The sequence below is a fragment of the Terrimonas ginsenosidimutans genome (assembly GCF_022012415.1).
Taxonomy (GTDB): Bacteria; Bacteroidota; Bacteroidia; order Chitinophagales; family Chitinophagaceae; genus Terrimonas_A; species Terrimonas_A ginsenosidimutans.
The window spans coordinates 94,104-108,739 of the sequence record NZ_JAKLTR010000004.1 but is presented as its reverse complement, the minus strand read 5'-3'; the positions used below and the strand labels follow the sequence as shown (position 1 = coordinate 108,739).

Here is a 14,636-nt window from a genome sequence, read left to right as displayed (position 1 = left end):
TTGAATGAGATATTTTTTCCTGTTATTAATACTGGTTCCTGTTTTAAGCGAAGCGCAAATAAAGGAAGTGAAGTATCTGTCTGGCATTGATAACGAAAATACAGTTGGATGGGATTTCTTTTGCACCGGTGGCCGCAATAGTGGCGTCTGGACTAAAATTCAGGTTCCTTCTCATTGGGAACAGCAGGGTTTTGGTTCTTATAACTATGGGCGAGATTATAAGACCTATGGAAAGAATTTTCGTTTTGCAGATGAACAGGGATTTTACAAGCATTCTTTTACTGTTCCAATTTCATGGAAAGGAAAAAGAATTTTCATTGTATTTGAGGGATCGATGACGGACACGGAAGTAAAGATCAACGGCAAGTCCGCTGGCGCGAAACACCAGGGGGCTTTTTACCGGTTCAAATACGACATTACAGATAAGCTGATTGCGAGTAAGCAGAATCTGCTGGAAGTTACTGTAAGCAAGATGTCTTCCGATGAATCTGTGAACAATGCGGAACGTCTTGCGGATTACTGGGTGTTGGGAGGAATATTCAGACCGGTTCTTCTTGAAGCAGTTCCGGTTGACTTTATCGATCATATTGCTATAGATGCAAAAGCGGACGGAAGTTTTGCGATGAATGCTTTTTTGAATGCGGCAAAGCCAGGGCAGATCGTTACAGCGGAGGTCCGGGATGCACAGGATCGGGTCGTTGCTTCTGCCAGTGCCGTAGTGAAAGACACGATCGTGAAACTGAATACGATGTTAAAGAATCCACTTTTGTGGACGGCTGAAACTCCTAATCTTTATAAAGTCATTGTTTCGTTAAGGCAGGGGAGTAAGCAGGTTTATAAGACATCAGAGAAATTTGGATTTCGTACCATTGAGATCCGCAAACAGGATGGGATCTATCTGAATGGCGTTAAGATAAAAATGAAGGGAGTGAACCGGCATGTTTGGTGGCCGGAAACAGGAAGATCGGTGAATGCAAAGATCGACCTGATGGACGTGAAGCTGATCAGGGAAATGAACATGAATGCCGTTCGATGTTCGCATTACCCTCCCGATAAAAGCTTTCTCAATATTTGTGATTCACTCGGTTTATACGTGTTGGACGAGCTTGCCGGATGGCAGAAGGCCTACAGTACAAAGGCAGGTGCGCCTCTGGTTAAAGAAATGGTGATCAGGGATGCTAACCATCCTTCCATCATTTTCTGGAGTAATGGTAATGAGGGTGGTCATAACAAAGAGCTCGATGATGACTACGGGATATATGATCTCAGTAATAGACCTGTGATCCATGCGCATCACAGACCGGGAAACGTCTTCAACGGGATCGATTGTAATCACTATGAAGACTATTATAGCACAAAGAAAATTTTGGCAGACTCCAGTATTTATATGCCCACCGAGTTTCTTCATGCGCAGGACGATGGCGGGGCCGCCGCTGCACTTAATGAGTTTTGGGAACTGCACTGGAATGAAAAGCTTGGAGCCGGTGGTTTTATCTGGGACCTGGCAGACGAAGGACTTGTCAGAACAGATCTGAACAACATCATCGATGTGAATGGTGTGAATGCGCCTGATGGAATTGTTGGCCCTCATCGCGAAAAAGAGGGAAGTTTTAATGCGATCAGAGAGATATATTCACCTGTAAAAATACAACTGAGGTCACTTCCTCCCTCTTTTAATGGAACGATACCCGTAGAGAATCGCTATCATTTTACCAATATTAACCAGTGTAAATTTTACTGGGCCCTGGTGAACTACAGGAAACCCGGAGACGTGTTTGCAGGATACGATGTGTTGAAGAAAGGTGAAGCGGTTAGCCCGGACATTTTGCCGGGTGGAAAGCAGGGAGAGCTGAAACTTTCACTTCCAGATGACTGGCGGAATTATGATGCCTTGGTTCTTTCAGTAACAGATCCGTTCAGTAGCCTTCTCTATAAATGGACATGGAATGTCAAAACAAATGGCCAGCTGCTTAGCGGGATCGTTGTCAAAGAGGATACTGCTGCCGTATCATACCAGGAAACAGATTCGACGGTTGTATTAAAGGGCGGACAGGTTTCCATCACGTTGAGTAAACTCAATGGACAACTTACCGGAGTTCGTAATATGGCGAGTGATCCGATATCGTTTGCAAAGGGGCCGGTCATGGTGAGCGGAAATGCTGTAAGTACCAGCGTGAAATTATCAAAAGAAGAAAATGCGGTGGTCGCGGAAGTTAGTTATTCCGGCGATCTGAAATATGCAAAATGGAAGATCTTTCCGACTGGTTGGGTAAGCCTCGAATATTCCTATGAGTTGAATGGTTCCTATCCATTTGCGGGGATCAGTTTTTCCTATCCTGAAAACTTTGTTTTAGGAGCGAAGTGGTTAGGGAAAGGGCCGTATCGGGTTTGGAAGAACAGATTGCAGGGTGTGACGAATAATGTATGGAATAACGCTTATAATAACACGCAGGCAGGTTCTTCTCCCTGGATCTTTCCGGAGTTCAAAGGATATTTTGCCGATATCACCTGGATGGAGTTTAATACGGTCGAAGGAAAGTTTACTGTAGCGACACCGGATAACGGTCTGTATGTTCGCCTGTTTGATTTCTATGCCTTGTCAGGGAAACAACCGCATCCGGAGTTGCCTGTTGGAAACCTTTCTTTCCTTGATGCGATTCCGCCAATAGGAACAAAGCTGGCCCTGAACATCAGCGCAAATACGTCTCAGCTAGGCCCGCAAAGCGAACCAAATAAGATCAGTGGGATCACAAAACGCACATTGTACTTTTATTTCGGATTGCCAAAACCTGGCGATATGAAAAAGCAGTTTACCATGCCTGCCGTAAATGAATTGTTCTGATAATAAAACCGATGAAACGTTAATAATGAGCATACGTTTAACTATATCACTTCTGCTGTTGAGTTCATCTTTGTATTCGCAACCGATCGACCGGGAGAAGCTTGTCCGGCGGCATAATCCGGTCGTGAGATCGGCAGATACGCTCGCCTCCCTCACCGTTGGTAATGGCTCCTTTGCTTATACCGTGGATGTAACCGGGCTTCAGACATTCCCAAAAGAATATGAACGGGGGATCTCTCTTGGAACGCAAAGCGAATGGGGCTGGCATAATTTTATTGATACTGCTGGGTACAAACGTGAAGAAGCGATCAGGAATTATACACTGAACGGCAGACAGATCGGTTACACAGTCCAGATCAATTCTCCCGCACGTAATAAGGCCGTTTCTGAATGGTTCCGGCAGAATCCGCACAGATTGCAACTTGGCAATCTCGGGTTTGTTTTACTAAAAAAAGATGGCAGTGAAGCTCAGCTTGCCGATCTGAAAAATATCAGGCAGGAACTTAACTTATGGACAGGCGAAATTAAAAGTCATTTTACACTGGAAGGAATGGCTGTTGACGTATCAACAGTCTGTCATGGTACCGAAGATGTCGTTGCATCAGGAATTCGATCAGCATTGATCCGTGAGGGCAGGTTGAAAGTGCAGATCCTGTTTCCTTTTCCTACCGGCCAGTGGACGGATGCAGGGACAAAATGGACTGATGAAAACAAGCATCATTCTGCCGTATTGCTTTCTCACTCCAACGGAGCTGTTTTGTTGCATAAGCTAGATACTACAAAATATTATGTGGGGTTCGGATGGAGTGGTGAAGCAGGAGTAAGAGAGCGCAAGCCGCATCAGTTTGAGATCATACCAGCAGCTACCAGCGATAGTTTCTCGTTCAGTGCAAAGTTTAACAGCGAGCGGGATTTCAATTCTCTTCCGTCTTACGCAGAAGCAAAGCTTAGCAGCGAGGGGGAATGGAAGTCGTTCTGGAAGTCGGGAGGAGCAATCGATTTTTCCGGAAGCAAGGATAAGCGGGCAAATGAACTGGAGCGAAGGATCATCTTATCGCAATATCAACTGCGTGTGCAGGAGGCGGGTGCATTCCCTCCACAGGAGACGGGACTTACCTATAATAGCTGGTTTGGCAAGCCGCATCTTGAAATGCATTGGTGGCATTCCGCGCAATATGCGTTATGGGGAAGGCCACAGTTACTGGAGAGAAGCATGGGCTGGTATGCGCAGGTGGCAGATAAAGCAAAGGCGATCGCTAAACGTCAGGGTTTCGATGGCATCCGCTGGCAGAAGATGACGGATCATAGCGGAGAGGAGACGCCCTCTTCCGTTGGGGCCTTTCTGATCTGGCAACAGCCACATTTTATCTACTTCGCCGAATTGATCTATCGGAATGGAAAGGATAAAACGGTTCTCGAAAAATATAAAGACCTTGTTTTTGGTACAGCCGATTTTATGGCTTCTTTTCCTTTTTATGATTCGGCGAGTAAACGATACATACTTGGGAAAGGCTTGATCCCTGCACAGGAGAGGTTCAAAGCAGAGGATACTTACAATCCTGCATTTGAATTAGTGTATTGGCACTGGGGATTATCAATGGCACAACAATGGCGTGAACGGCTGGGTCTGCCCCGCGATGAGAAATGGGATAAAGTGTTGGGTCAACTGTCACCATTGCCCGTGCAGGAGGGCAAATATCTGTTCGCTGAAAATGCTGTTGATTCCTATACCAATCCTGTTTATCGTACAGATCATCCGGCGGTTCTTGGCTCGCTTGGAGTACTGCCGTATACCGGCCAGGTGAAAGAATCCGTCATGCAAAATACGTTCAACTGGATCTGGAAGAACTGGGCATGGCATGATACGTGGGGCTGGGATTTTCCCCTGACGGCTATGACGGCAACAAGACTGAATCTTCCGTCAAAAAATATTGATGCGTTGCTGATGAATATTCAAACCAACCGCTACCTGCCTAACGGGCATAATTACCAGGATGATCGTTTGCGAATGTATCTTCCCGGCAATGGCGGCCTGCTGGCCGCAGCTGCACTGATGTGCGCAGGCTTTGATGGTTCCAGGATCAAAGATCCGGGCATCCCGAAGGACGGAAAATGGAACGTGAAATGGGAAGGATTACAACCTATGCCGTGATCAGGAAACCACAGGATACATGCTGGTATTTATTGAATTATCATTGACACATATTTGCTCATCTTTCATTTAGCTATATGAACAGGAAAATATTTTTACTCGCTTCACTTATTATTTCAGTTTCCGCCCTTTCTCAGAAACTGCCTGATAAAAAAAAGACGCTTGCGGTAATGCGGCTCACCAATCAGTACTTTATGGATAAATGGCCCGATGCCGGAAAATCCATTATTACAAACCGTGAACGCCCAAGTAATATCTGGACCCGTGCGGTATATTATGAAGGCCTGATGGCCTTGTATGCTGTTGATAAAAAGAAAGCATACTATGACTATGCTTTGCAATGGGGTGAAAAGCACAAATGGGGGTTGCGTGAAGGTGTGAAGACGCGTAACGCAGACAATCAATGCTGCGGGCAGACTTATATTGATATGTACCTGATCGATAAAAAGAGAAATCCTGAACGTATCAAAGAGATCAAGGGGGCGATAGATCTGATGATGACAACGCCTAAAGTGGACGACTGGAACTGGATCGACGCATTACAAATGGCAATGCCTGTATTTGTAAAGCTTGGGAATCTTACCGGCGATACGGCTTATTCAAATCGCATGTACGAGATGTATGCCTTTACAAAATACAAGCATGGAGGAAATGGATTATACAATGCTGCGGAAAAATTATGGTGGCGTGACAAGGACTTCGTTCCCCCTTATAAAGAACCGAATGGAGAAGATTGCTACTGGAGCAGGGGAAATGGTTGGGTGGTTGCCGCGCTGGCGAAAACACTGGAAGGACTTCCAAAGACTGATCAGCACTATGCCGAGTACCTGAAGGATTATAAAGACATGCTGACCGCGCTGTTGCAGATCCAGCGGGCTGACGGTTACTGGAATGTAAGCCTGCATGATTCGACTCATTTTGGCGGCAAAGAGCTTTCCGGAACGGCACTATTCGTTTATGGAATGGCCTGGGGGATCAATAATAAAGTGATCGACAGGCAAACATATCTCCCGGTCTTGTTAAAAGCCTGGAATGCGATGGTTGATGAATGCGTTCACCCGACAGGAAAGCTTGGATTCGTTCAGGGTACCGGTAAAGAACCAAAAGATGGCCAGCCTGTTGGGTATGATAGTACGCCCGATTTTGAAGACTATGGCCTGGGATGTTTTCTGCTCGCAGGCACGGAAGTGCTGAAATTGAAAAAATGATCATTATCACTTACTGAAGAAACAGATACTAATGCGCAGGTTACTTTTAATACTGATCAGCTGCAGTTTTGCTTTCGCTGGTTTTGCTCAACCTGAATTAAAAAGCAGGAGAGGAAACGAGTATGTTTTGGCAGACAAGACCAGTGAACTTAGAATAGATTGGTGCACCCCCGGCATGTTCCGCGTAAGATCTGCATGGAATGAACCTGATGAGACCTGGATGGTGATAAAATATGATTGGGCACCGGTTACGGTTAATGTGACCAGGCAGAAGGATCATCTGCAGTTACAAACCTCTTCATTATCGGTAAAAATATACTCATCGCCCTTAAGGATCGATGTGGTCTCTAAAGACGGAAAGATCATCTCTTCTGAAAAGATCACGAATGGCGGTAATTTCAAGAAACAGGATACAGTCGGTTGTGTAAAGCAATTATTTCCCGGCGAGCATTTTTTTGGTTTTGGTGAACGAATGGATTTTTTAGATCGCCGTCGTAAGAAGGTCAACCTCGATGTTGGCCGGGGTAAAGGCCGCCCGCACATTATCGGTGCATACAATATTCTTGAAGCGAATTATTCTCCCATTCCATTCTTCATGAGTACACGCGGATATGGGATATTCTTTCATAATGCTTTTCCCACAGAATGGGATATGGGCAGTTCGTCAGATCAAACCTATCGCTTTGCGGCGGCTGGTGGCGGGCTGGATTACTACTTCATTTACGGGCCAAAGTTTCAATCGATCATACAACAGTATACAAGCATTACAGGTAAATCGCCGATGTTACCATTGTATGGTTATGGGTTGCACGTGGGAACTTATTCCGGCGGCACCTGGGGCTATGAGCAATTTACCTCCGATAAATATGTAATTGAGCTGGCGAAAAAGCTTCGGGCAATGGGGATCCCGGTGGATATTTTATGGCTGGATTCTACCTGGCGGATCTTTGGAAAAGTTGGAGGCAAGGGTGCTACTTCCTTCGAGTGGAGAGATACCTTCAAAGATCCTAAAGGAATGTTTGATAGCTTGTATGCGATGAACTATAAAATGGTCGGGCTTCATCTTCGTCCAAGATTTGATAACGGGAATTCGATCAAACTGCTTGATACTGCTCAAAAGCTGAAACACACCTATCCGGAAGGAAATTACGCGGGAGAGTTTGTTAACTATTTTGATACGGCATCAGCCAGCTGGTGGTGGGATCATGGTGTGATGCGCGTTGCATCCATCGGTGCAAAATTTCTTAAAACGGATGAAGGAAGTGCTTTCGGCGCATTAGCCAACGAAAGCGATAAGAAAGGTCCTCAGGGGAAAGATATCGCGAAGCTGCATAACCTTTTCCCTTTGGCATACGCGAAAGCGCCTTATGAAAAATTTCAGCAGCTTAATGGTGTAAGAGGCTTGAATCAGACCCGGGAAGGTTATGCGGGTATTCAACGATATCCATTCATCTTTGCAGGCGACTGGCCAAGCGAATGGCAGTACTTTGAACCGGTGATCAAAGCCGGTTTGAATATCGGCCTCTCTGGTGTTGGTCACTGGACCCATTGCATGGGAGGTTTTGAACACGTGGCTGATCCGGAATTATATATTCGTTGGGTCCAGTTTGGCATGTTCAGCCCACTGGCAATGGTATTTGGTATGGATCATCCCGGCTACAAAGAGCCCTGGAATTATGGAGAAGAGGGCTTGCGCAATTTCAGAAAGTATGACTCACTCCGGTATCGCCTGTTGCCATACATCTACAGTCATGCATATAAACTGTATAAAGAAGGAACGCCACTTATGCGGGCGCTTGTATTCGATTACCAGGATGATGAAAATGTTTATCAGATCGGTGATCAGTACCTGTTCGGAGATAATTTGATGATCTGTCCTGTTACTGCCAAAGGAGCGCAAACAAGAACGGTTTATCTGCCCGAAGGGGAGTGGTTTGATTTCTGGACAGGCAAGCAATATTCAGGGAAGAAATATTTCAATATCGTTTGTCCATTGGATACGCTGCCCATATTTGTGAAAGCGGGAGGAGTCATTCCCATGCAGCCTGCAATGAGTTACACAGGAGAGAAGAAGGTGGATACAGTTACGGTGAACGTTTACCCGGGCGGCTCATCAACCTTTAACTTATACGAAGACGATGGAACCAGTCTGAAGTATCAGCAGAATGAATTCGCGATCACTAAGATCACCAGTTCATTTTCTGCTACCGGGGGAGAGATAGCGATTGCAAAACCTGCCGGTTCTTTTAAACCGGAGAAGCATATTTATCTCGTGCGTGTGAATGCAGTTGCAAAGCCGCAATCTGTTAGGGAGAATGGCCAGTTGCTGAACAAAGATCAGTGGCGGTATGATGAGGCGGCGAGGCTCGTTACAATCGAATCTGCAACAGGTAATTTAAATAACATCACACTCACCATTAAATTTTGAATCAATGTTTCCCTATTCATCAGAGGAGGATTGTTGCAAGATAACGCCGCGTTCCTTTTTTACCGCCGTTATCCGATACTGACCTCTGCCTAAAAAAAATCCCGTCTTTCCGGATTGACTGTGCCGGGAAGACGGGATTTTCAATTCGATGTGTTCTTACTTCACTACATCAAATTTGTATACCGTTGATTGCTTGTATGTCTCTCCTGGTTTCAGGATCGTATTAGGGAATGACGGTTGGTTTGGCGAGTCAGGAAAATGCTGCGTCTCCAGGCAAAGCCCGGCATGTTTCACATATTTCTGTCCGTCGCGTGTATTGGTCAATGTTCCATCGAGGAAATTTCCGGAATAGAATTGTACGCCGGGTTCATCTGTCCATACTTCCATCTGACGGCCACTTGTATTGTCTTTGAGTACGGCGATCTTCTCAAAGCTGCCTTCTTTCTTGTTCAGCACCCAGTTGTGATCATAGCCACCTTTTACGTTGGCAATTTCTTTGCCGACTGCTTTGAAGGAGGTGAAGTCCATCGGCCCTCCTTTAACATCCGGCAATTTCCCGGTAGGGATCAGGTTGTCGTTTACTTCAGTGAAGCGGTCTGCAAGGATCTGCAGTTCGTGTCCAAGTATGGTTGAATCTTTTCCGCCGGAAAGATTAAAGTAGCAATGATTGGTGAGGTTTACTGGTGTAGGTTTATCGGTAGTGGCAGTATAATCGATCTTTAATTCATTTGCCGCCGTAAGTGTATAGGTTACTTTTACAGTCAGTGTGCCTGGATATCCTTCTTCGCCATCTTTGCTGATATAAGTCAGTTCAATGCTGCTGTCACCAGCAGGTTTGCTTGCCTGCCAAAGCACTTTATCATAGCCTTTGTTTCCACCGTGAAGAGAGTTGCCATTGTTATTGCCGGCAAGCGTATATTCTTTTCCGTCCAGTTTGAATTTCCCGTTTGCGATCCTGTTGCCATAACGGCCGATCAATGCATTGAAATAAGGATTGCCTTTTTGGATATATCCTTCGAGCGAGCTGTATCCAAGAATTACATTTCCTTTATTGCCATCTTTATCAGGGGTTATAATGTCTGTGACAGTTCCTCCATAATTGATGATGCTGACCTGCATTCCTGAAGGATTGGTAAGGGTGTATTGTGTAACTGGTTCGTTATTGAACTGGCCATAAGGCTTTTCTGAAATGGAGAACTGCATGGTGTCTTTTTTTGATACTGTACTGTTGTCAGTATTGGATTCGTTATTGCAGGCGGCCATTGTCATAGCGGCTCCTGCAAGGAAAAGGCCTAATTGTTTTTTCATATAACTGTTTTGCAATGTTTGCAGTGATTAATCTGTTGCAGCCGCAATATGAAGGACGATAAGGCCTGGTTTACGCAAAGATATAACCGGGAAGGTTATGAAGACGCTGAGCTCAGACCGGAGATAATTCATACAGCGACAATTCGTGTCAAAGTAACACTTATAGTCCGGATAAAAAAATAATACTAACCGATCGGTGGGTTAGGAATAATGTTTAGGAACGCGTGCAGGTTCGCTTTGTATTGTTTGTTATCCAGTTTATAAAAGAATGCCCCTTTTTTAGAATTCCCCTTGTCTTTATCCTTCTGTTTTACCAGCAGTTTAGTGGATAACACTTTCCTGGTGAAATTACGTTTATCAAAGGGCATGTCATAAACGCATTCGTACAGGCTTTGAAGTTGGGGAAGTGTGAATTTCTTTGGCAAAAGTTCAAAGAGCAAAGGGTGCAGGGCTGCTTTGTACCGCAATTTTTCCTGGGCCATATACATCATTTCCGGGTGGTCGAAAATAAGTTGTGGTATTTCGGTGAGTGTAAACCATTCAGCGTGGTATTCATCACTTAATTGTTGTTCATACCGGTGAATATCGATCAGTGCGAAGTATGTCACAGATAAGGTCCGTTCGATCGGATCACGTTTGGGGTCGGAGAAAGTATGAAGCTGCTCCAGGTATACGCCTTCGAGACCTGTCAGTTTTTTTAGTACGCGTACTGCTGCAATATCTGCGCTTTCATCTGGCTGAATGAAACCGCCCATAAGGCTCCAGCGCCCTTTTTCCGGTTGAATGGCCCGCTGTACAAGTAATAGTTTTAGTGTGGTGCCATCAAACCCGAAGATGATACAGTCGATAGCAGCAAGTAATCTTGTTTGGTGTTGGTATTTTGTCATATGCAGGCTGCGGGTGAAAGCCCCCGCTGTGATTGCGTTTTGATGAATATTTGGCTACCAGCTGAACGCGGTATAGTCTTTCATAAACCTAACGATATTGCTGATGCCGTCAAAATCTTCCTTCTCATGTAAACTGGTGATCACAGCGCAGTCCATCCCGGCTCGGGCTGCAGCTTCCACTCCTTTCGGGGAATCTTCAAAAACCAGGCAATTTTCCGGTGCTACCCCGAGTTTTTCTGCGCAAACAAGAAATGTTTCAGGATCGGGTTTGCTGATGCGCACTTCGTCAGCGCTGATCAATGCGTCGAAGTATTTGCGGATCTGTAATTCATCTACCACGAAATCTATATTGAACATGATCGCGGCAGAGCCGATGGCCATTTTTATGCCGTCCTTTTTTGCTTTTGCCAGCACTTCTGCCAGGCCATCCAGAAGCCTCAGGTGAGGACGGAAGGAGTCCTGGTATTGCTTCTCCTTTTCCCAGCTCATCTTTTTCTTTTCTTCCGGTGAGAACCGTCCCGGGAAGATCCTTTCCAGCAGTTCGTCGTTTTTGCCATAACATTCTTCTTTCATTCTCTCAATCGATATCCCGGCCCCAAGCTCGTTCAGTATCCGGTGCCAGGCCTGAATATGATAGGGCATGTCATCGATCATCGTACCATTCATGTCAAACAGGAAAGCCTTGTATTTCACAGGTGAATTTTTATAGGTTCGAATATAAGATTTATTAAGGTGGTAGGTGATTATTCGATTAAAGGGGAAGGTAGATCCTGTTTTTAAACGGGCGGGAATATCGCGAAGGACGCAAAGAAGCCGCAAGGTACGCTAAGTATTTTTTGGCGTACTTCGCGCAGCCTCTGCGTCCTTGCGATACTCTGCCTGCTATATCTCCCGGTCCTTTAACCTGAAAGTATGTCCCTAGAACAAACGTTTGCCCCTTTTCGCTCAAACGTTTGCGCGGTTTTCCTATCTATTTATCTGTTATTTTCACTGTGAAGGACAAAAATCAACTAATGAATCGTAAAGAATTTGTCAAAAACGGGGGCCTCGCGGCCGCATCCATTGCTGTGCTGCCATCCATCTGGAACGAAGAACAGCCTGATGCCAAAGTAAAGATCGGAATCATCGGCGTCGGTCTTCGTGGTCAAAATCATCTTGATCTCGTGCTTCGCCGCGCAGATACAGAACTGGTGGCTATTTGTGACGTGGATGACAGAATGCTGAAAACCGCCAAAGAAATGATCACCAAAAGCGGAAAGAAAATGCCGCAGGTTTATACAGGCAGTACAGAAGCCTGGAAAAAGATGCTGTCGGCGAAAGGTCTTGATGCAGTGATCATCGCTACTCCATGGGAATGGCATAAGCCGATGATCATTGGTGCGCTGGAATCAGGCATCCGTTATGTGGGTACTGAAGTGGTATTAGGGATCACTTTGCAGGATCACTGGGATGTGGTAAAAGCCGCTGAGCGTTACCAGGGCCACGTGATGATGATGGAGAATGTTTGTTATCGCCGTGATGTAATGGCTGTGTTGAATATGGTGCGTCAGGGATTATTTGGTGAAATACTGCATCTGCAGGGAGGTTATCAGCATGATCTCCGTGAAGTAAAGTTCAATGATGGTGTTCATCCTTACGGATATGGAGTAGAATTTGGGGAGAAAGGTTTTTCTGAAGCGCATTGGAGAACGGAGCATTCTGTTCATCGTAATGGTGATCTTTATCCAACACATGGTATTGGGCCGATCGCACATTATATAAATATCAATAGAGGCAATCGTTTTGTAAGTCTCAATTCATTTGCCACAAAAGGACGAGGCCTGCATCAATACATCGTCAGGAAAGGTGGTGTGGACCATCCGAACGCAAAGGTTGAGTTCAAGCTCGGTGATATCGTAACCACACAGCTTGCCTGTGCAAATGGCGAAACGATCCTGTTGCAGCATGATACAAACTTACCCAGGCCATATTCGCTTGGCTTCCGTGTACAGGGGACGGAAGGTTTATGGATGGATCTGAATAAAAGTGTTTACATACAGGATAAATCAGCCAAAGCTCACCAATGGGATCCGGCGGCTGACTGGCTCACGAAGTATGACCATCCGCTCTGGCAACGCTGGAGTAAGGAAACAGCTGGCGCAGCGCATGGCGGAATGGATTTTTTTGTAGTGCATTCCTTTATTGAATCGATCAAACGAAACGTGGCTACACCCATGGATGTATATGATGCTGCTGCCTGGAGTGCGATCACACCGCTGAGTGAACAATCAATTTCCCTGGGGAATCAAACCGTAGAGTTTCCTGATTTTACAGGTGGACAATGGATGTATCGCAAACCGGTTTTTGCTTTGAACGACGAGTATTAGGGTCAACTGAAGTATTGGCAAAAGGGATAATGGTTCCCTGTGCTACCACACATACATACAAACGCTGAAATGTGATGAATGAGTCCGTTCTGTCTGCTTATGGTTTTCAACCAAAGCAGGTAAGCCTGGAAAGGATAGGTACAGGTCTGATCAACCATACCTGGAAAGTCTTTTTGGAAGACCAGGTGTTTATCCTGCAAAAGATCAATGAGGAAGTATTTTCTTCCCCTGACGATATTGCTTATAACCTTAGTCTTGTTGCGGATTATCTGAAACGATCTCATCCCGCTTATAATTTTGTTGCGCCTGTGGCATCTCAGCAGGGGAATTCAATTGTACATAAAGAAGGGGAGGGCTATTACAGACTGTTCCCGTTTGTCAGCGGATCGCATTCGAAGAATACGGTTGAAACAACGTGTCAGGCTTACGAAGCAGCACGGCAATTCGGAAAGTTTACCAGGTTGCTTTCTGGTTTTGATGCAAAGCAGCTACGGATCACGATCCCTTCATTTCATGATCTGGAATTTCGTTACCGTGATTTTACCGCTGCATTAAACAGGGGATCCTCCACCAGGATCCGGGAATCAAGAGAGCTTGCGCATCTTCTTTTGAGTAAAAGCAGTATTGTGGAACGATTCAAGGAGATCAAAAATGATCCCGCCTTCCGCATTCGTGTCACGCATCATGATACAAAGATCAGCAACGTACTTTTTGATGCAACAGGCAAGGGGATTTGCGTGATCGATCTGGATACATTAATGCCCGGTTATTTTATAAGCGATCTGGGCGATATGATGCGTACTTATCTCTCTCCTGTCAGTGAAGAAGAAAAGGATACGGACAATATTGTGGTCCGGGATGATTTTTACCAGGCGATCGTGGAAGGATATTTAGAAGAGATGAAAGACGAACTGACCGATGCGGAAAAAGGTGCTTTCTTTTATTCTGGGATCTTTATGACGTATATGCAGGCACTTCGTTTTCTGACGGACTACCTGCAGAATGACCTGTATTATCAGCCATCGTATCCGGGACATAACCTGGTGCGTGCGAGAAATCAATGCGTATTACTACAGCGAATGATCGAAAAGGAAAAGGTATTCAGTATTTAAGGTTTTCGTATAACTGACTGGCGTATAAGTATCGCAGAGAGCGCAAAGAAGACGCAGAGAACGCAAAAGATGATCTTCGCGCTCTTTGCGTCTTCTTTGTATTCTCCGCGATACTCTTACGCCGTTCAAATTATTCCCTGTTCCCGTCAAAATCCTACCTTTGCCTCATGGGCGTATTCAAACAATTGGGCGAATATTTTTATCTCCGCAAAAAAGATCCTGACCAGCCGAGCAACCGGGAGATCAGATTCATGCACTGGACAAACAAGATCAGCCTGCTGGTCTTTATCATCTGCATGATCATTCTTGCCGTCAAACTTCTTCGCAGATAAG

The 14,636-nt window shown here is 45.4% G+C and carries 10 protein-coding genes; 7 read left to right on the top strand and 3 right to left on the bottom strand.

All coding sequences use genetic code 11. From position 1 onward, the window contains the following. Positions 1–4 precede the first annotated feature (4 nt). From LZZ85_RS08085 to LZZ85_RS08070, 4 genes are all read left to right on the top strand, one after another. Positions 5–2,842 (top strand): glycoside hydrolase family 2 protein, encoded by a 2,838-nt coding sequence (locus LZZ85_RS08085; protein WP_237870469.1) that lies wholly within the window; start codon positions 5–7, stop codon positions 2,840–2,842. Between the two features lie 25 nt (positions 2,843–2,867). Continuing rightward, entirely contained in the window at positions 2,868–4,994 is a 2,127-nt protein-coding gene (locus LZZ85_RS08080; protein WP_237870467.1) for a hypothetical protein, read from the top strand. Between the two features lie 77 nt (positions 4,995–5,071). Beyond that, positions 5,072–6,202 (top strand): glycoside hydrolase family 88/105 protein, encoded by a 1,131-nt coding sequence (locus tag LZZ85_RS08075; protein WP_237870465.1) that lies wholly within the window; start codon positions 5,072–5,074, stop codon positions 6,200–6,202. Between the two features lie 31 nt (positions 6,203–6,233). After that, a complete protein-coding gene (locus LZZ85_RS08070) occupies positions 6,234–8,630 on the top strand; it encodes a glycoside hydrolase family 31 protein (RefSeq protein ID WP_237870463.1) in 2,397 nt (798 codons plus the stop codon). A gap of 156 nt (positions 8,631–8,786) precedes the next feature. Here LZZ85_RS08070 and LZZ85_RS08065 read toward each other — a convergent pair whose 3' ends face one another. From LZZ85_RS08065 to LZZ85_RS08055, 3 genes are all read right to left on the bottom strand, one after another. Beyond that, the gene (locus LZZ85_RS08065) at positions 8,787–9,938 is read right to left on the bottom strand and encodes an aldose epimerase family protein (protein WP_237870461.1); all 1,152 of its coding nucleotides are present in this window, start codon (positions 9,936–9,938) and stop codon (positions 8,787–8,789) included. A gap of 185 nt (positions 9,939–10,123) precedes the next feature. Then, complete coding sequence (locus LZZ85_RS08060; RefSeq protein ID WP_237870459.1) at positions 10,124–10,825, bottom strand: NUDIX hydrolase; 702 nt, start codon at positions 10,823–10,825, stop codon at positions 10,124–10,126. Between the two features lie 54 nt (positions 10,826–10,879). Then, entirely contained in the window at positions 10,880–11,491 is a 612-nt protein-coding gene (locus LZZ85_RS08055; protein WP_432422758.1) for an HAD family hydrolase, read from the bottom strand. A 347-nt stretch (positions 11,492–11,838) separates the two neighbouring features. On the opposite strand from LZZ85_RS08055, the gene LZZ85_RS08050 reads away from it, so the two are divergent. The 3 genes from LZZ85_RS08050 to LZZ85_RS08040 all read left to right on the top strand — a co-directional run bounded on the left by LZZ85_RS08050 (position 11,839) and on the right by LZZ85_RS08040 (position 14,635). Then, complete coding sequence (locus LZZ85_RS08050; RefSeq protein ID WP_237870455.1) at positions 11,839–13,191, top strand: Gfo/Idh/MocA family protein; 1,353 nt, start codon at positions 11,839–11,841, stop codon at positions 13,189–13,191. Between the two features lie 74 nt (positions 13,192–13,265). Further along, a complete protein-coding gene (locus LZZ85_RS08045; RefSeq protein WP_237870453.1) occupies positions 13,266–14,303 on the top strand; it encodes a phosphotransferase enzyme family protein in 1,038 nt (345 codons plus the stop codon). 167 nt (positions 14,304–14,470) lie between these two features. Beyond that, on the top strand, positions 14,471–14,635 hold the full coding sequence (locus LZZ85_RS08040; RefSeq protein ID WP_237870451.1) for a DUF6728 family protein: 165 nt from the start codon (positions 14,471–14,473) through the stop codon (positions 14,633–14,635). Position 14,636: the final 1 nt, after the last annotated feature.